General features: G+C 68.1%; 11 protein-coding genes. 5 read left to right on the top strand and 6 right to left on the bottom strand.

The features are described 5' to 3' along the window. Window positions 1-84: 84 nt before the first annotated feature. The 3 genes from IFJ75_RS09150 to folD form a co-directional block, all read right to left on the bottom strand. The gene (locus IFJ75_RS09150) at window positions 85-777 is read right to left on the bottom strand and encodes a TPM domain-containing protein (RefSeq protein ID WP_207932260.1); all 693 of its coding nucleotides are present in this window, start codon (window positions 775-777) and stop codon (window positions 85-87) included. Beyond that, entirely contained in the window at window positions 771-2264 is a 1494-nt protein-coding gene (locus IFJ75_RS20090; RefSeq protein WP_318781099.1) for a LemA family protein, read from the bottom strand. The genes IFJ75_RS09150 and IFJ75_RS20090 overlap by 7 nt, the downstream gene beginning before the upstream one ends. Window positions 2265-2332: 68 nt before the next feature. Further along, window positions 2333-3256 (bottom strand): bifunctional methylenetetrahydrofolate dehydrogenase/methenyltetrahydrofolate cyclohydrolase FolD, encoded by a 924-nt coding sequence (gene folD, locus IFJ75_RS09135; RefSeq protein WP_207932259.1) that lies wholly within the window; start codon window positions 3254-3256, stop codon window positions 2333-2335. A 95-nt stretch (window positions 3257-3351) separates the two neighbouring features. On the opposite strand from folD, the gene IFJ75_RS09130 reads away from it, so the two are divergent. Beyond that, window positions 3352-5211, top strand: a complete 1860-nt coding sequence (locus IFJ75_RS09130) for a PPC domain-containing protein (RefSeq protein ID WP_207932258.1) — start codon at window positions 3352-3354, stop codon at window positions 5209-5211. A gap of 3 nt (window positions 5212-5214) precedes the next feature. Here IFJ75_RS09130 and IFJ75_RS09125 read toward each other — a convergent pair whose 3' ends face one another. Together IFJ75_RS09125 and IFJ75_RS09120 are read right to left on the bottom strand one after the other, a co-directional pair. Beyond that, complete coding sequence (locus tag IFJ75_RS09125; RefSeq protein ID WP_207932257.1) at window positions 5215-7107, bottom strand: hypothetical protein; 1893 nt, start codon at window positions 7105-7107, stop codon at window positions 5215-5217. Window positions 7108-7229: 122 nt separating this feature from the next. After that, window positions 7230-8375, bottom strand: coding sequence for a glycoside hydrolase family 88/105 protein (locus IFJ75_RS09120; protein WP_207932256.1), 1146 nt, complete (start codon window positions 8373-8375; stop codon window positions 7230-7232). 187 nt (window positions 8376-8562) lie between these two features. Between IFJ75_RS09120 and IFJ75_RS09115 the strand changes: the two genes are divergently transcribed. Next, window positions 8563-11478: a TonB-dependent receptor gene (locus IFJ75_RS09115; RefSeq protein ID WP_207932255.1), complete on the top strand. Its 2916-nt coding sequence runs from the start codon at window positions 8563-8565 to the stop codon at window positions 11476-11478. A gap of 60 nt (window positions 11479-11538) precedes the next feature. Beyond that, window positions 11539-12804, top strand: coding sequence for an alginate lyase family protein (locus IFJ75_RS09110; protein ID WP_207932254.1), 1266 nt, complete (start codon window positions 11539-11541; stop codon window positions 12802-12804). A 7-nt stretch (window positions 12805-12811) separates the two neighbouring features. Here IFJ75_RS09110 and IFJ75_RS09105 read toward each other — a convergent pair whose 3' ends face one another. Then, complete coding sequence (locus IFJ75_RS09105; protein ID WP_207932253.1) at window positions 12812-13579, bottom strand: FadR/GntR family transcriptional regulator; 768 nt, start codon at window positions 13577-13579, stop codon at window positions 12812-12814. Window positions 13580-13730: 151 nt separating this feature from the next. Here IFJ75_RS09105 and manD point away from each other — a divergent pair, with 151 nt between their 5' ends. Both manD and IFJ75_RS09095 read left to right on the top strand, forming a co-directional pair. Beyond that, entirely contained in the window at window positions 13731-14945 is a 1215-nt protein-coding gene (gene manD / locus IFJ75_RS09100) for a D-mannonate dehydratase ManD (RefSeq protein ID WP_207932545.1), read from the top strand. Continuing rightward, window positions 14939-15847, top strand: coding sequence for a DUF4861 family protein (locus tag IFJ75_RS09095; RefSeq protein ID WP_207932252.1), 909 nt, complete (start codon window positions 14939-14941; stop codon window positions 15845-15847). Before manD ends, IFJ75_RS09095 begins: the two co-directional genes overlap by 7 nt. Window positions 15848-15876 lie beyond the last annotated feature (29 nt).

Below are 15876 nucleotides of genomic sequence, written 5' to 3'. Positions count from 1 at the left end.
GCGGCGGTTGCGCGGGCGAACTGCTAGGCCAATTCGAACCGGATTGCGACCCTCGCAAGGCCGCGTCGGAAAACCGTCACGGGATCAGATTTCGACAAGCCGGTTCGGCAGTTCGTCGGGATTGTCCGTCCGCGGAGGAAAGTGGGTCGCGAGGACGTCGCCGGTGAGGCCGATGGCCGTTTCGAAGCCGTCGGCAGCGCGGCCGACGCGCAGCGACCGCGTCAGGGCGTCCACGGCTTTCGCCCAGACCTCGGCGTCGACTTTCGAGTGGATGGCCTCGTCGGCGACGATCTCGACCTGACGGTCCGAGAGGGCGGCGAAGATCAGGACGCCGGTGCGGTTCCGGGTCGTGTGCAGGCCGTGGGCGAGGAACTGCTGCAGGGCGGCGCGACGCACCCGGGCCCGGCGCACGCGGCGCGGGATGACCAGTCTCTGGACTGCGGGGATGCAGGTGATCAGCAGAACCGACGCGAAGATCGCCGCCTGGACCACGGCATAGGCCGAGAGGGTCTTGCCGATGGTGACCTCGCGGGCGGCCAGATGGGCGGCCTCCCAGCTGTCGCCGAGGCCCGGGAACCAGGCCGGGTCGAAATTCAGCGGAATCAGCAGCATGGGCAGGATCAGGGCCGAGGCCGCCGCCCAGCCGAGGCTGACGTCGCGATAGGAGGAGACCTGCCGGGCGAAGACGCAGAAGATCTCGCCGGAAGTCCGGCGTTCGGCCATGGCGATGGCCGCCGCGATCCGGGCCTGATCGTCGGGGGTAAAGACCTTCACCATCCGCCTGAGGCTCCCCCGCCGCCGAAACTGCCGCCGCCGCCGGAGAAGCCTCCGCCGCCTCCGCCGAAGCCGCCTCCGAAACCGCCGCCGCTGCTACGCCCGCCGCCCGACCTGCTCATCGCATCGAGAGCGCTCCAAAGGATGACCGGGCCGAGGCCGCCGCCGCGCCGCCGCCGACGTCCGCCGCCGTGGGAGGCGCGGATCATCCCGACCATGATGAACAGGAAAACCAGCCCGACGAGGATGATCGGCCCGATCGGCACATCGGCCTCCTCAGGCTTGGCCGCCGCGGCTCGGGCCTGGGCGTCGGCGGGGTCGAGCATCAACTGGGCGATGATGGCGTCGGTTCCCTGGGTGATGCCGCGCTGGAACCCGCCGGTCCGGAAGGCGGGCAGGATTTCGTTCTGGATGATCTGGGCGGACAGGGCGTCGGTCAGGACAGGCTCGAGCCCGTAGCCGACCTCGATCCGCACCCGGCGCTCGTTGGGCGCGACGATCAGCAGGGCGCCGGTGTCGTGCTCCTTGCTTCCGATGCCCCAGGCGCGGCCGAGGCGATAGCCGTAGTCCTCGATCTCATAGCCCTGCAGGCTTTCGAGGGTGACCACGATCAGCTGGTCGCCGGTGTCGGCCTCCAGCTTCTCCAGTTTGGCGACGAGGGCGGCCTCGACGTCGGGCTGCAGCAGATGGGCCTGATCGACCACGCGGCCGGACAGACTGGGGAAGGTCGGTTGCGACTGGGCGGCGCAGGGAAGCGCAGCCGCCAGCCAGAAGGCCAGCAACAACCAGACCGTTTTCACGGGGAAGGGGATGAGGGCCTTCACTGGGCGGGCGCGGAACCCGGGGTCACGGCGGGGGCGTTCCCCGGGGCGGGCGGCGGGAACGTTGGGGCCGACGTTGAAGGTGACGGTCGGGGCGTTCTGGGCCTCGGCGGAGGCGGTGAAGAGCTGCATCGGCTTGGAGCCCGACTGGAAGGTCTTGGCCCAGATCACCGTCGGGAAGGTGCGCAGCGAGGTGTTATAGTCGCGCACCGCCTCGTTGTAGTCGCGCCGCGAGATGGTGATGCGGTTCTCTGTGCCTTCAAGCTGGGACTGCAGCTGGACGAAATTCTGGTTCGACTGGATGTTCGGATAGGCCTCGACCGTCGCCAGCAGCCGCGACAGGGCGCCGGTCAGCTGGCCCTGGGCCGCCTGATAGGTCTGGAAGGCGGCGGGGTCGCTGAGGGTCTCGGGAGAGATCTGGACCGAGGTGGCTTTCGCCCGCGCGTTGATGACTTCGGTCAGGGTGGTGCGTTCGGCGATAGCCGCGCCCTGGACCGTGGCGACGAGGTTGGGGATCAGGTCGGCGCGGCGCTGATACTGGCTCTGGACGTCGGCCCAAGCGGCCTCGGCCCGCTCCTGTTTGGTCGGAATGGTGTTGTATCCGCAGCCGGCGACGGCAGGCAGCAGGACGGCCGCGACGGCGAGGCTGCGAACAGGGTGGCGAACCATAGCGTGTATCCTCGACAGGCCGCTCTTCTGGCGGGCGAGTCGGACTATCAGCGGTCAGGCGTTACGCTTCAAGCGTCAAGAGATACCGGTGTAACGCTATTTGCACGGCAGGCCGCGACATAGGTGTTGGCCAGAAGACAGGCGATGGTCATGGGGCCGACGCCGCCGGGGACCGGAGTGATCGCGCCGGCGACCGCGGCGGCCTGGGCGAAGGCGACGTCGCCGACGACCCGGGTCTTGCCCTCGGCGGCCTTGACCGGATCGGCCGAGGGCACGCGGTTGATGCCGACGTCGATGATCGTCGCGCCGGGCTTGATCCAGTCGCCCTTGATCATTTCGGGTCGACCGACGGCGGCGACCAGGATGTCGGCCTCGCGGCAGATGGCGGGCAGGTCGTGGCTGCGCGAATGGGCGATGGTGACAGTGCAGTTCTGGGCCAGCAGCAGCTGGGCCATCGGCTTGCCGACGATGTTGGAGCGGCCGACGATGACGGCGTTCAGGCCCGACAAGTCGCCCAGCGCATCCTTCAGCAGCATGACCGAGCCCAAGGGAGTGCAGGGCACCATGCCGGGCAGGCCGACGGCCAGACGTCCGGCGTTGACGACGTGGAAGCCGTCGACGTCCTTGTCCGGGTCGATGGCGTCCAGCACCACGGTGCTGTCGATCCCGGCGGGGAGGGGGAGCTGGACCAGGATGCCGTGGATGCCGTCGTCGGCGTTCAGGTCGGCGATCAGGGCCAGCAGCTCGGCCTGGGTGGTGGTTTCGGGCAGGCGGTGAGTGTCGGAGCGCATCCCGGCCTCGCGGGTGCGTTCGCCCTTGTTGCGCACATAGATCTGGCTGGCCGGATCCTCGCCGACGATGACCACGGCCAGACCGGGGATGACCCCGTGATCGGTCTTCAGCGAGGCCGAGGCGGCGGTCACGCGCTCCACCAGGCCGGCGGCGAAGGCCTTGCCATCGATGATCCGGGCGCGCGCGTCGTTTTCCGCCATGAAAGCAGCTTCCGTCAGGTTTCGTTCAGATGCGGGCGATTTACAGTGGGGGCGGTTCGGCGTCTATGTACGACCGACACAACTTGGGGGAATCCATGCGTCGTTCCGTGATTACGGCCACCGTCAGCGCCCTGGCTCTGGCGGCGGGCGCCAGCCTTCTCGGCGGACAGGCCATGGCCCAGACCTCGCTGCAGATCGGCGGCAGCGTCACGGGGGCTCTGGACGATCACGACTCGACGCTGGGCACGGGCGACGGCCAGTACCGGTTCGAGGATTACCGGTTTACGGCCCGCGCCGGCCAGCGGCTGGAAGCCATCATGCGATCCGACGCCTTCGATACCTATCTGGAAGTCTTCAAGGCCGGTGACGAGGGGGCCGAGAGCGGCCCTCTGGGCTTCGACGACGACGGCCTGGCTGACGGCACCAACGCGCGGCTGCGCTTCGTCGCCCCGGGTAACGGCGCCTATACGTTGCGCGCCCGGACCCTGTCCGGCGTGGAGGGCGGCGACTACAGCCTGTCGCTGAGCGAACGGCCCGCGCCGCCGCGTGCGCCGCGCCCCGGCGGCATCCGCCTGGGCCAGACCGTGTCGGGCAGCATCGCCGACACCGATGCCGAGGACGACGACGGCCTGCGCTACGACGCCTATGCCTTCCGTGCGCGAGAGGGCCAGCGCTTCGCCATCGCCCTGAAATCCGAGGACACCGACAGCCTGGATCCGGTGGTCCACGTCGGCCAGATGGTGGGCGGCAGTTTCGTCGAGATCGCCCAGAACGACGACGCCGCGAGCGGCGGCCTGGACTCCTATCTGGTCTTCACCGCCCCGAGTTCGGGGACCTTCATCATCCGCGCCATGCCGCTCGGGACCGACAGCACCGGCGACTACACGCTTTCGCTGGAGGAAGGCCCGCCGCCGCTGGACGCCACGCCCATTGCGATCGGCGACACGAAGGAGGGCGAGCTGACCGAGAGCGACGGCCTGAACGACGCGGGCGCGCGCGCCGACGCCTATCGCTTCACCGCCACGGCCGGTCAGCGGATCCAGGCGGAACTGAACTCCGAGGTCCTCGACACTGTTCTGGAGCTGTTCAACGCCAAGGGCGAGAGCATCGATCAGGACGATGACAGCGGCGGCGACACCGACTCGCGCCTGACCACCACCCTGAAAGACGGCGGGACCTATACGCTTCAGGTCCGGGCGATCGGCGACACGCTGCTGGGCGCCTATACGCTGAAGCTGGGCGAGGCCGCGCCGGCCCCCGCGGCCATCCCGCTGCCGTTCGGCGAAACCGTCCAGGGCGAGATCACCGCCGACGGGGCCCGCGACGATGACGAGCGCGGCTATGCCGACTACAGCTTCCAGGGCACGGAAGGGAACCGGGTCCAGATCGTGATGCGGTCAGGCGACTTCGACACCTACCTTCAGATCGGCAAGCCGGGCGACTCGTTCGAGGCCCTGAGCAGCGACGACGACGGTCTGGGCGAGGGGACGGATTCGCGCCTGAACTACATCCTGCCGGAGACGGGGGAGTATGTGATCCGCGCCTCGCCGCTGGGGTCGGACGCCAAGGGGCTGTTCTCGATCGAGCTGACCGACAAGGGGCCGCAGCCCGAGCCGGGCAGCATCCTGGTGGGGCACACCGCGCGTGGGACGCTGACCGACAGCGACGGCATCGCCGACGACGGCGCCTTCTTCGACGCCTACACGATCACGGTGGCCGAGGGCGACAAGCTGGACGTGACCCTGGTCTCCAACCATTTCGACGCCTACCTCGACATCGGCAAGATGAACGACGGGACCTGGGAGAGCGTCGCCAGCGACGACGACAGCCTGTCCGACACCCACGCCAAGGTGGAATGGACCGTCGATGAGGCCGGGACCTACATCATCCGCGCCCGCAGCTTCGCCCCGGGCGAGAGCGGCGACTACACCCTGGCGGTCGAAAGCCGGAAGTAGGCGTCAGCGACCGGTCGGCGGGTCCCGGAAGCTGAGGCTCCAGGACAGGTCGACCGGCCCCGTCAGGCTGGCGGTCCCGCACTCGACGACGGACCGCAGGGCGCCGACGGGCGTCCGGTGGATGGCCGGATCCAGCGTTCCCGCCCGGCAGGCCAGGCCCTCTACATCGAAGGCCGCGATCTCGCCGTCGCCGTAGCGCGCGCCGTCGGCGGCGACGGTCGCCTCGCCGAAGCTCGCGAAGGTCAGGTCGATCCTGGAGACCATCACGCCTGCGCGCGGCTCGATATGGTCGGTGCGGGTAATGCGACCGGGCTCCAGCACATAGCGGGTCGAGACGCTGACGCGATCGTCGGCGACCGGGCCGGGCTGGCCCATCCGGTCGAGCTTCGACTGGCGGTAGGTGACCACGGTGCGGTCGCCCTCGGTCGTGACCTCGGCATGGGTGAAATACGCGAGCGGCTGCAGCACCGAGCCGTCCGACAGGGTCAGGCGTGGCAGCAACTGCGGCCAGGTCTCGTCCGCCGCCCCGGCCAGAACGCCCGGCGAGAAGGGGATCGGGAAATAGGGGGTGTTCATATGCTGGCCGTTACCGCCGTTGATCAGCGGCAAGCCGATGACCCGCGAACCGTCGCGATACGTGACCAGCAGCCGGTCATACTCTCCCCTGGCGAACCAGTTGGTCTGGCTGCGGGGCAGGGCGCCAAGCCAGTTCTCGAAGCCCGGATCGGGGGTGGCGTCATGATAGCCCAGCCGGTTCCAGATCGCGTTGGTGTAGAGCAGCTGGTGCGCGAGGCTGAGGTTCTCGCCCAGGATCCGGTGTTTGCCGCGATAGGCGTCGGTCTTGCGGCCGTGATCCCACAGATTGACCGAGCCGGTCGTCGGATCCAGCCAGAAGTCGGCATAGCGGGCGGCGACGCGCGAGGAGAAGGCATAGGCCATGGCCTTCTCCTGATTGGTCAGGACGTCGAGCGAGGCGGCGGCGGTCAGGACCTCGAGGAAGGCCGTCTCGCCATAGGTCCCGATGCTGCGGCCGTATTCGAAGCCCTCGCCACGCAGGTTCAGCCGGGGCAGCATCAGGTCGACCGAGGATCGCAGCCAGGTCTTGACCTCGGGCGGCGGGGCAACGCCGGTCTCGATGAAGCGCTGGGCGATCTCGCCGATCAGCAGGACGCTGTAGCGGTCGAAGCGGCCGTCGCCGTTGGTCTCGTCGGCGAAGCCGTACTGACCGGAGTACTCGCGGAAATGGTCCAGCGTCTTGGCCAGCAGGGCCTCGCTGGCGCTGGTATCCTCCCAGCCCAGCAGATAGCGCAGCCGGGCGATGCTGAACGCCACGCCGAAATAGTTGTTGGGCAGGTCGATCAGGGTGAGGTCCGACGTCCGCACGAACCGGCGCCAGTCCAGCTGCGTGCGCAGCTTCGCCAGGGTCTCGGGGCTGACCGCCTCGTCCAGCAGGCCGGCGACCTGAAGCTCGTGCAGGGCTGAGACATAGTAGTAGATTCCCCAGCTGTCGTTGGGATCGTCGACGGTCAGATCGGCCAGGCGGCGGAAGCTGGACAGGTATTCGGGGAAGTTCGGGTCGGTGCGCGGCGTCTGGCTCAGCACATGGGCCATGGCGATGGCGATCTTGCCGGGCAGGAATTTGTCGTGGGACTCGAAGACGGCGACACCGTCCAGCGTGTAGTCGCGGCCGTCGGCGCGGAGCTGCTCGAGCAGGGCCTCGACCTGGGGCGTGATGCGGGTCTCGACCGTGCGGTTCATCGGGGCGACGTCGCGGTAGACGGGGCCTCGCGAGGCTTCCGCTGGTGAGGCGACGGAGGCCTGCGGCGGCGTCGTCGCGCAGGCCGTACCGGTCAGCAGACAGGCGGCGGCCACGCCGGAGAGGAGGATACGGTGCATCGGCCGGTCCCTGAATCGGAAAGGAAAAGGGCGGGAGCGACGACAGCCGCGCCCGCCAGAGAACTGTCCCTGGGAAGGAACGGGATCAGGCTGGATTGGTCAGGCCAATTTGTCAATCGCGCTTACCAGTCGCTCCTGTGCGACACTTCCGAGGCGGCCATCAGGAAGGCGCCGGAGCCGTAAAGCTGGGTGTCGGAGGCGGCGACATGGTCGGGCGCATAGCCGACCTGCTGCACCCAGCCGAGGCGGCCGTCGGGCTGGACGGCGCGCGACAGGGCGGCCCAGCCTTTCGCGACGGCAGGGCTGTAGGTCGCCCGGTCCAGCACCCCGGCGTTAACGCCCCAGGCCAGGCCGTAGACGAAGAAGGCGGTGCCGCTGGTCTCCGGTGGGCCGCCGGCGTCGAGCAGGGAGACGGGCCAATAGCCCTCGGCGCCCTGCAGCCCGATCAGCCGTTCGGACATCTGGCGGAAGATCGTCTCATAACCGGCGCGGGCCGGATCGTCGGCGGGCAGAGACTGCAGCACCTTGGCGAGCCCGGCGTAGGACCAGCCGTTGCCCCGGCTCCAGAACACCTTGTGGCCCGCCGAGTTCGGCTTACCGATGAAGCGGCTGTCCCGGTAGAAGAGGTGATCGTCGCGGTCGTAGAGGGCCTCGATCGTCGCGTTCAGTTCGCGCTCGGAATGGCGGCGGTACTTCGGATCGCCGGTGATTTCAGACAGTTCAGTCCAGACCGGCGGGGCCATGAAGATGGCGTCGCTCCAGCACCAGCGGACCTGACAGGGGCGTTCACCGCGGCCCTCGTCGAAGGTCATGGCGGCGTCGCTGGGCGCGGCGAGGATGGCGTCGAAGCGGGCGCGGAGAGGGGCCAGGCGCGCGGCGCGGGCTCCGCCTTCGACCCGTCCGGCGGCCCAGATCCAGCTGTGGCCGATGGCGTCGGCGTCGGCGTGGCGCGGGCGCGAGCCGAAGCCCCAGTGCGCCGCCTCGCCGTGATCCTCTATAGCCTTCGCATAGGCGGCGTCGCCCGTGGCGTCGGTGAAATCGGCGAGGCCGGCCCAGAAGGTCGCCTGGATCCAGTCGATCGGATCGGCGGTCTGGTCGCGGAAGGCGCCGACGTAGTCGAAGGCGTCCATATGGGCCAGTTGCCAGTCCGCGACTCGCCGCGCCTGGGCCAGGACGGCGGCGTCGCGCGGCGTCGTCGTGGATTGAACTGCCGCCGAACCGGCCGGTCCGCCTGCACAGGCTCCCGTTCCCAACAGTGCGCCGGACATCGCCAGCGCCGCAAAACTCCACCCTCTGATCCTCATCGTCTTTCTCCCTGACCGGACCATGTGGCTAGCCCGGTTCATTCTTTTTGGTCAGGCCAATCTTGTCACCGGTGTCAGTTTCGGTCTAGCCTGTTCGCATAACGTCGCCCGGTCCACGGGTGCGGGAAACATCAGGCAGGGGAAATACACCATGACCGCCAAGTCCAAGACCCTTACGCGGGCGATGCTGCTCGCCTCGGCCGCGACGCTGTTCGCCGTGCCGGTTCTGGCGCAGACCGCGCCGGCTCCGGCAGCCGACGAAACGCCGCAGCAGACCGCGCCCGAGCCCAGCGCCCAGGTCGGGGACGTCGTGGTGACCGGCATCCGCGCCACCCAGCGCAGCTCCATCGCTGTGAAGCGCGACTCGGCGACGATTGTGGACGCCATCGTCAATGACGAGATCGGCTCCCAGCCGGACAACTCCGTCGGCGATACGCTGGAGCGGATCACGGGCGTCACCGCCGACCGGTTCAAGGGCAACGCCAACGAGCTGTCGGTGCGGGGCCTGGGGCCGACCCTCAGCTTCTCGACCTTCAACGGCCGCGAGGTCTCGACCGCCGGTCCGGACCGTTCGGTCGCCTTCCAGCAGTTCCCGTCCGAGCTTGTGAACGGCGTCCTGGTGTACAAGACCCAGCAGGCCGACTTCCCCGAAGGCGGCATCGCCGGCGTCATCGACCTGCGCTCCATCCGCCCGCTGGACGCCCGTCCGCGCATCCAGGCCGAATACCGGGGCGTCTATCAGGAGAAGGAGGACGCCGCGACTGGCCGTGACGGCTTCGGCTATCGCGCCAACATCTCGGTGACCAACCGCTGGCGGGACACCGCCATCGGCGACATCGGGGTGAGCCTGGGCTACCAGCATCAGGACCAGGCCTCGCCCGAGGACTATTACACCACCAACTCCGCCTTCATTCCCTGCAACACCTCGGCGATCAATCCGAACCTGATCACCGGCACGGCGGCGGCGCAGACGGCCGCGGGCTCCAGCTTCAACTGCGCCATGCGCTCGACCCTGAGCGCGGCCAACCGGGCGGGCACGGCCGAGGTCCCGCTCTATTTCGCCACAACCTCGCGCGCCTTCCAGCAGAAGACGACCAGCGAGATCCGCGACGGCCTGATCGGCGCCCTGCAATGGCGTCCGAACGACCGTTTGGACTTCGCCCTGGACGGTCAGTACTCGAACCGCAGCAGTCTCGAGAACCGCAACATCCTGGCCATCACCGAGGCCGCGCGCGGCATCCAGCCCCTGATCGTCGGGGGCCAACTGGGCGGCGGCGAGGGCTTCAGCGACGGCGCCCTGATCTCCTATCGCGGCAACTCCAATGTCGAAATCCAGCTGGAAGACCGGCTGCGCGAGGAGGAGTACATCGGCGGCGGCTTCGCAGCGAAATACAGCGGCGACCGGCTGACGGTCACGACCGACCTGTCCTATTCGCAATCGGTGCGCACCGAGCTGCAGAAGGCCACCAACATGCGCTCGTCGCGTCGGGTGGTCTATGAGCTGAGCGGCCTCGACGATGTGGTTCCGACGGTCAATTTCATCGGCTTCGACATCAACGATCCGGCCAACTTCATCACTGCGGTTCCGGCGTCCAACACCAACTACGCCCGCTATCGCCTGGTCACCGACCGGCACGACGAGATCGCCGCGGCGCGGATCGACGGGACCTATCAGCTGGGCGAGGGTTTCTTCCGCTCCGTGGCGGCCGGGGCCCGCGTCTCCGAGCACCAGCGCAAGACCGACGCCAACAACAACGTCGACGTCGCCATCCCGATCGCCCGCGACGGCCTGACGGCGGCGCAGCTGGTGGCCCAGGCCAACGCCAACTGCCGCGTGCCCTTCGGCTCAAGCGACTTTATGAGCCAGTCCAGCACGAACATTCATTCGTGGGCCCAGTTCAACAATGACTGCCTGTTCAACACCTATACCGGTCGGGACTCCAACCCGCTGCTGACCGACTCGCGCGGTCCGGAAGACACCGACGTCACCGAGACGATCAGCGCCGTCTATCTGATGACCACCTTCGGCTCGGAGCTGAACGGCATTCCGTTCAGCGGCAACGCCGGCCTGCGCTATGTCCACACCACGGTCGACTCGCGCGGCTATCGCTCGGCGGTGACGGTGACTCCGTCGGTGGCCGGCTCGGCGGCGACCATCGTGACAGTTCCGGGCACGCTTTCGGAGGTCTCGGGCTCGGGCGAGTACGACTACCTGCTGCCCAGCTTCAACCTGAACTTCGACCTGAACGACCGGACCAAGCTGCGCTTCGGCGCGTCCAAGGCCATCGCCCGGGTGGGCATCGAGGAGTTCAACGTCGGCATCACCCCGGTGGTCGATGCGACCGCGACCACGGTTCAGGGCGTTCTGGCCAACTCCACGACAGGCAATCCGAACCTGAAGCCGCTGGAAAGCTGGAACCTGGACACCTCGCTGGAATGGTATCCCAGCCGCGACGCCGTCTTCTCGTTCGCCACCTATTACAAGTGGATCAAGAACGCGGCCTTCGACGCGGTCCAGCCCTACACCACCTCGATCATCGCCAACGGGTCGGAGGTGACGTTCAACGCCGTGGCGCCGGCCAACGACCCCGAGACGCGTCACCTCTACGGCTTCGAGATCACCGGCAACTACGTCTTCAGCTTCCTGCCGGGACTGTGGTCGGGCCTGGGCGCGACGGCGGGCTACAACTACGCCGAGGCGGACTTCGAATTCCCCGACCCCTCGACCGTCGCCCCCTATGTCGATCCGGCCAATCTGCGCGGCCTGTCGAAGAACAACTTCACCGGCTCGATCTTCTGGGAGGGCGCCGGCCTGTCGCTGCGGGCTTCGTACCGCTACCGCTCGGACTATTCCAAGCCCAACTCGTCGACCAACCGCAGCGTTCGCGGCTCGGGCTATCTGAACCTGTCGGCCCAGTACGACCTGACCGACAACATCCAGCTGAAGGCCCAGGCGCTGAACGTCACCAACGAACGGGACATCATGTACAAGCCCGGCGAAGACGCCATCACCGAGGTCAGCGAGAGCAACCCGCAGTACTATTTCGGCGTCCGCTTCCGCTATTGATCCCCATGACCCGCGACGGCTTCGCGGCTGTCGCGGGTCCGATTTTCCGGACCTGTCCCGATGCGTTCTCTCGTTTCCATTCTGGCCTTCGGGACTTTGCTGGCGACCCAGCCGGCCGCTGCCCAGGCGTCTTCTGCGGCTCCGGTGTGCGAAGGCTCCAGCGGCTATGCCGAGGCGTTCGGCGGTCGCCGCACCTTCCTGTGGCGGCCTGACTGGCTGACGGCGGTGAAGGCGCGCTATGCCACCGATCCGGCCTTGCAGCCGGCCCGGGCGGCCATGCTGGCCCGCGCCGACGCCGCCCTGACGCGCGGCCCCTATACGGTGGTCGACAAGACCCAGACCCCCGCCAGCGGCGACAGGCACGACTATATGAGCATGGGGCCCTATTGGTGGCCCGATCCTTCCAGGCCTGATGGCAAGCCCTATATGCGCCGCGACGGCCATATGAACCCCGAGCGGGACACCAACGCCTTCGACCTGACCGATCTGGAGGCGATGAGCGGCGACGTTCAGGCCCTGTCGCTGGCGTATTACTTCACCGGCGATGAGCGCTATGCGGCCAAGGCCGCTGAATTCCTTCGGGTCTGGTTCCTGGCGCCCGAGACGAAGATGAACCCCAACCTGAACCACGGCCAGGCCGTGCCGGGTCTCGTGTCGGGCCGGGCCGAGGGGGTGATCGACGCCTATCGGCTGGTGCGGGTGGTCGAGGGGCTGGGGCTGCTGGATACCTCATCCAGCCTGACCGACGCCGAGCGGGCGGGGTTGCGCGACTGGTTCGCCGACCTGGTCCACTGGATGGCCACCAGCCCGATCGGCCGCGCCGAGAAGGCGGCGACCAACAACCACGGCGTCTATTACGACCTCCTGATCTCGGAGTTCGCTCTCTATGCCGGGATGGACGATGTGGCGAAGACGGTCATCGGCCGGGTCGGCGCCCAGCGGCTGACGCCCCAGATCGCCGCTGACGGCAGCCTGCCGCAGGAACTGGCCCGGACCCGGTCGCTGCACTACTCGACCTGGACCCTGACGGCGGCCTTCGACATCGCCCAGCTGGGTCAGTGCGTCGGCGTCGATCTGTGGAATTTCCAGACGGAAGACGGACGGTCGCTGCGGAGCGCCACCAACTTCGTCGCCGGCTGGGCGGGCAGGGAGGCGGAATGGCCTTACCCCGAACTCGACAAGACCGAGACCTCAGGCCTGTACGAAGTGCTTCAGCGCGGCGCATGGGCCTGGAGCGATCCGGGGCTGGCGGCGAAGGCGGCCCTTTATCAGGAGCGCAACGCCGAGATCGACCTGAACCTGCGCGTGCCGCCCTATGGGCCGTAGGGCGGGATCAGATGGCGGTGCGGCGCGCGATGTCCTGACGCCGGGCCTCGACGTCGGAACGGGTGCGCTCCAGGGCGTCCAGTTCGGTGGCGGTCAGCAGGCCGTCGATGACCCTGCCGAGGTGGGCGCGCATGGCGCCGCGGGCCGCGGCCGGATCGCGCGCGATCAGGGCGTCGAGGATTTCGCGGTGATCCTCGATCAGGGGACGGACGCCGACCTGACGGGCGCGGCCCAGCATGGCGGCGCACAGGGGAGAGCGGTAGCGCAGGTCCCACAGGTTCTCGACCACCATGACGATGGCCGCGTTGCGCGTGGCCCGGGCGATGGTGGCATGGAAGCGGCGGTCGGCGTGCTCGCCGATGGCCGTGGTCAGGGTGTTCTCGCCGACCATGTCCTTGAGGATGACCTCGAGCTCGGCCAGCTCCGCATCGGTGATGACGCCGGCGGCCAGGGCGCAGGCCTCGCCCTCGAACAGGCGGCGCGCCTCGGTCAGTTCGAAGGCGCCGATGTCCAGCTCGGGCGCCGGGCCGCCGTTCGCGGGCCCCGCCTCGGTGACATAGATGCCCGAGCCCGGACGGGCCTCGACCAGACCCCGGATTTCAAGCGCGATCATCGCCTCGCGCACCGTGGGCCGGCTGACGCCGAACTCCTCGGCAAGGTCGCGTTCGGACGGCAGGCGCGTGCCCACCAGATACTGGCCGGCGGCGATGCCCGCGGCGACCGAGGTGGCGACCTGCTGGTAAAGTTTTCGGGTGTCGGCGGTGGATGTGGTCATGCCGCATTCTTCTACGACGCTGCGAAGGGTCAGGCCAGTGGGCCGGGCCGGCTGACATGTTTCCTCCCAAACCGCGTATGATGTGACTGAGATGACCGACCGTTCCCTCGCCGCTGCTCCCCAAAACGCTTCGTCGGTGTCCGCTGCGCGGATGGCTTCGCCCATCGTCGACGCCAAGGTGGTGATCACCTCGCCGGGGCGGAATTTCGTCACCCTGAAGATCACCACGGCCGAGGGCGTGTACGGCCTGGGCGACGCGACCCTGAACGGGCGCGAACTGGCGGTCGCCGCCTATCTGACCGAGCACGTCTGCCCGTTGCTGATCGGCAAGGATGCGCACCGGATCGAGGACATGTGGCAGTATCTGTACCGCGGCGCCTACTGGCGTGGCGGACCGGTCGGGATGACCGCCATCGCCGCCGTCGACGTCGCCCTGTGGGACATCAAGGCCAAGATCGCGGGCCTGCCGCTGTACCAGCTGCTGGGCGGCGCCTGCCGTGACGGGGTCACCGTCTATGGCCACGCCAACGGCGCCACGATCGAGGAGACGGTGCAGGAGGCGATCCGCTATCGCGATCTCGGCTATCGCGCCATCCGGCTGCAGTCAGGCGTGCCGGGGCTGAAGAGCACCTACGGCGTGTCGCGCGACAAGATGTTCTACGAGCCGGCCGACGCCGCCCTGCCGACCGAGAACGAATGGTCGACGCCGCGCTATCTGCGGATGGTGCCGCAGCTGTTCAAGGCAGCGCGGGCCGAGCTGGGCTGGGACGTCGAGCTGCTGCACGACGTGCATCACCGGCTGACCCCGATCGAGGCCGGGCGGCTGGGCAAGGATCTGGAGCCGTATCGGCCGTTCTGGCTGGAAGACGCGGTCACCGCCGAGCATCAGGCGGGCTTCCGCACCATCCGGGACCACACCACCACCCCTCTGGCCGTAGGTGAGATCTTCTCCTCCATCTGGGACTGCAAGACACTTATCGAGGAGGGGCTGATCGACTTCATCCGGGCGACGGTGGTGCACGCCGGCGGCCTGACTCATCTGCGCCGGATCGCAGCCCTGGCCGACCTCTATCATGTGAAGACCGGCTGCCACGGGGCGACGGACCTGTCGCCGGTGTCGATGGCGGCGGCCCTGCATTTCGGTCTGTCGACGTCGAATTTCGGCATTCAGGAATATATGCGCCATACGCCGGAGACGGACGCGGTCTTCCCGCACAACTACGGCTTCGAGGACGGCATGCTGCACCCCGGCGACGCGCCGGGTCTGGGCGTCGATCTGGACGAGGGGCTGGCCGCGCGCCATCCCTACAGCCGCGCCTATCTGCCGGTGAACCGGCTTCAGGACGGGACGATGTTCAATTGGTAGACCTGAACCGACGCGTCGTTCTGGGCGGAAGCCTGCTGGGCGCCGCCGCGACGCCGGTGGTCGCTCAAACAGCGCATGAGCCGGCGGCGCCGCTTGCGCCGCCCGAGGACCCGACGCCGCGCGCCGTGGTGCATTTCGCGCCCGAACGGTTCGACGACCTCTGGTGGGAGAATGACAGGATCGCCCACCGCATCTATGGCCCGGCCCTGCAGGCGCAGGAGCCGCCGTCGGGATCTGGCGTCGATGTCTGGGGCAAGAAGACGCGCGTCCCCTTCATGCAGCGCCAGATGGCCAGCGGCAGCTATCACGTCGATCACGGCGAGGGGCTGGACTTCTATGAGGTCGGGGGCAGTCGCGGCTGCGGCGGCCTCGGCGTCTGGTACGACAACAAGCTGTGGACCTCGCGCAATTTCGCGACTTACCGCATCCTTGACACCGGAGGCGACGCGGCGCGGTTCGAGGTCGACTATGCCCCCTGGCCGGTCGATGTGATCCGCAAGGTGTCGGAGACGCGCCGTGTTGAACTGCCGATGGGGTCCAACTTCAACCGCATCACCTCGACCCTGACCTCGGACACGGCGGAGCCTCTGACGGTGGGGATCGGCATCGCGCGCCGTCGACCGGCGACCCGGGCGAACAACATCCGGCGCGAAAAGGAAAGGGGCCGTCTGGACGTCTGGGGGCCCGAGGCCGCGCCGGGCTCGATCGGGATTTCGGTGCTGGTTGATCCGAAGTCGGTGGTCGGCTTCGTCGACGACTTCGACAACTATCTGATCCTCGCCGAGGTCCAGCCGGGCGTTCCCTTCACCTATTATGTCGGGGCGTGCTGGGACGGGGGCGGGGATTTCGCCGGCCGCGATGCGTGGTGGGCGCATGTCGATGGGCGGGCGTTCACGTTTTGATCTCGACATCCGGCGGGCGGAAGGCCAAA

The sequence above is a fragment of the Brevundimonas goettingensis genome, assembly GCF_017487405.1.
In the GTDB taxonomy this organism is placed as follows: domain Bacteria; phylum Pseudomonadota; class Alphaproteobacteria; order Caulobacterales; family Caulobacteraceae; genus Brevundimonas; species Brevundimonas goettingensis.
This window is presented reverse-complemented; position numbering and strand designations above follow the sequence as displayed.

Excerpts from the sequence above, each read along its gene's own strand:
- IFJ75_RS09115 (WP_207932255.1), top strand. The coding sequence starts at position 8,563 with ATGACCGCCAAGTCCAAGACCCTTACGCGGGCGATGCTGCTCGCCTCG.
- IFJ75_RS20090 (WP_318781099.1), bottom strand. The coding sequence starts at position 2,264 with ATGGTTCGCCACCCTGTTCGCAGCCTCGCCGTCGCGGCCGTCCTGCTG.
- IFJ75_RS09125 (WP_207932257.1), bottom strand. The coding sequence starts at position 7,107 with ATGCACCGTATCCTCCTCTCCGGCGTGGCCGCCGCCTGTCTGCTGACC.
- manD (WP_207932545.1), top strand. The coding sequence starts at position 13,731 with ATGGCTTCGCCCATCGTCGACGCCAAGGTGGTGATCACCTCGCCGGGG.
- IFJ75_RS09130 (WP_207932258.1), top strand. The coding sequence starts at position 3,352 with ATGCGTCGTTCCGTGATTACGGCCACCGTCAGCGCCCTGGCTCTGGCG.
- IFJ75_RS09110 (WP_207932254.1), top strand. The coding sequence starts at position 11,539 with ATGCGTTCTCTCGTTTCCATTCTGGCCTTCGGGACTTTGCTGGCGACC.
- IFJ75_RS09150 (WP_207932260.1), bottom strand. The coding sequence starts at position 777 with ATGGTGAAGGTCTTTACCCCCGACGATCAGGCCCGGATCGCGGCGGCC.
- folD (WP_207932259.1), bottom strand. The coding sequence starts at position 3,256 with ATGGCGGAAAACGACGCGCGCGCCCGGATCATCGATGGCAAGGCCTTC.
- IFJ75_RS09120 (WP_207932256.1), bottom strand. The coding sequence starts at position 8,375 with ATGTCCGGCGCACTGTTGGGAACGGGAGCCTGTGCAGGCGGACCGGCC.
- IFJ75_RS09105 (WP_207932253.1), bottom strand. The coding sequence starts at position 13,579 with ATGACCACATCCACCGCCGACACCCGAAAACTTTACCAGCAGGTCGCC.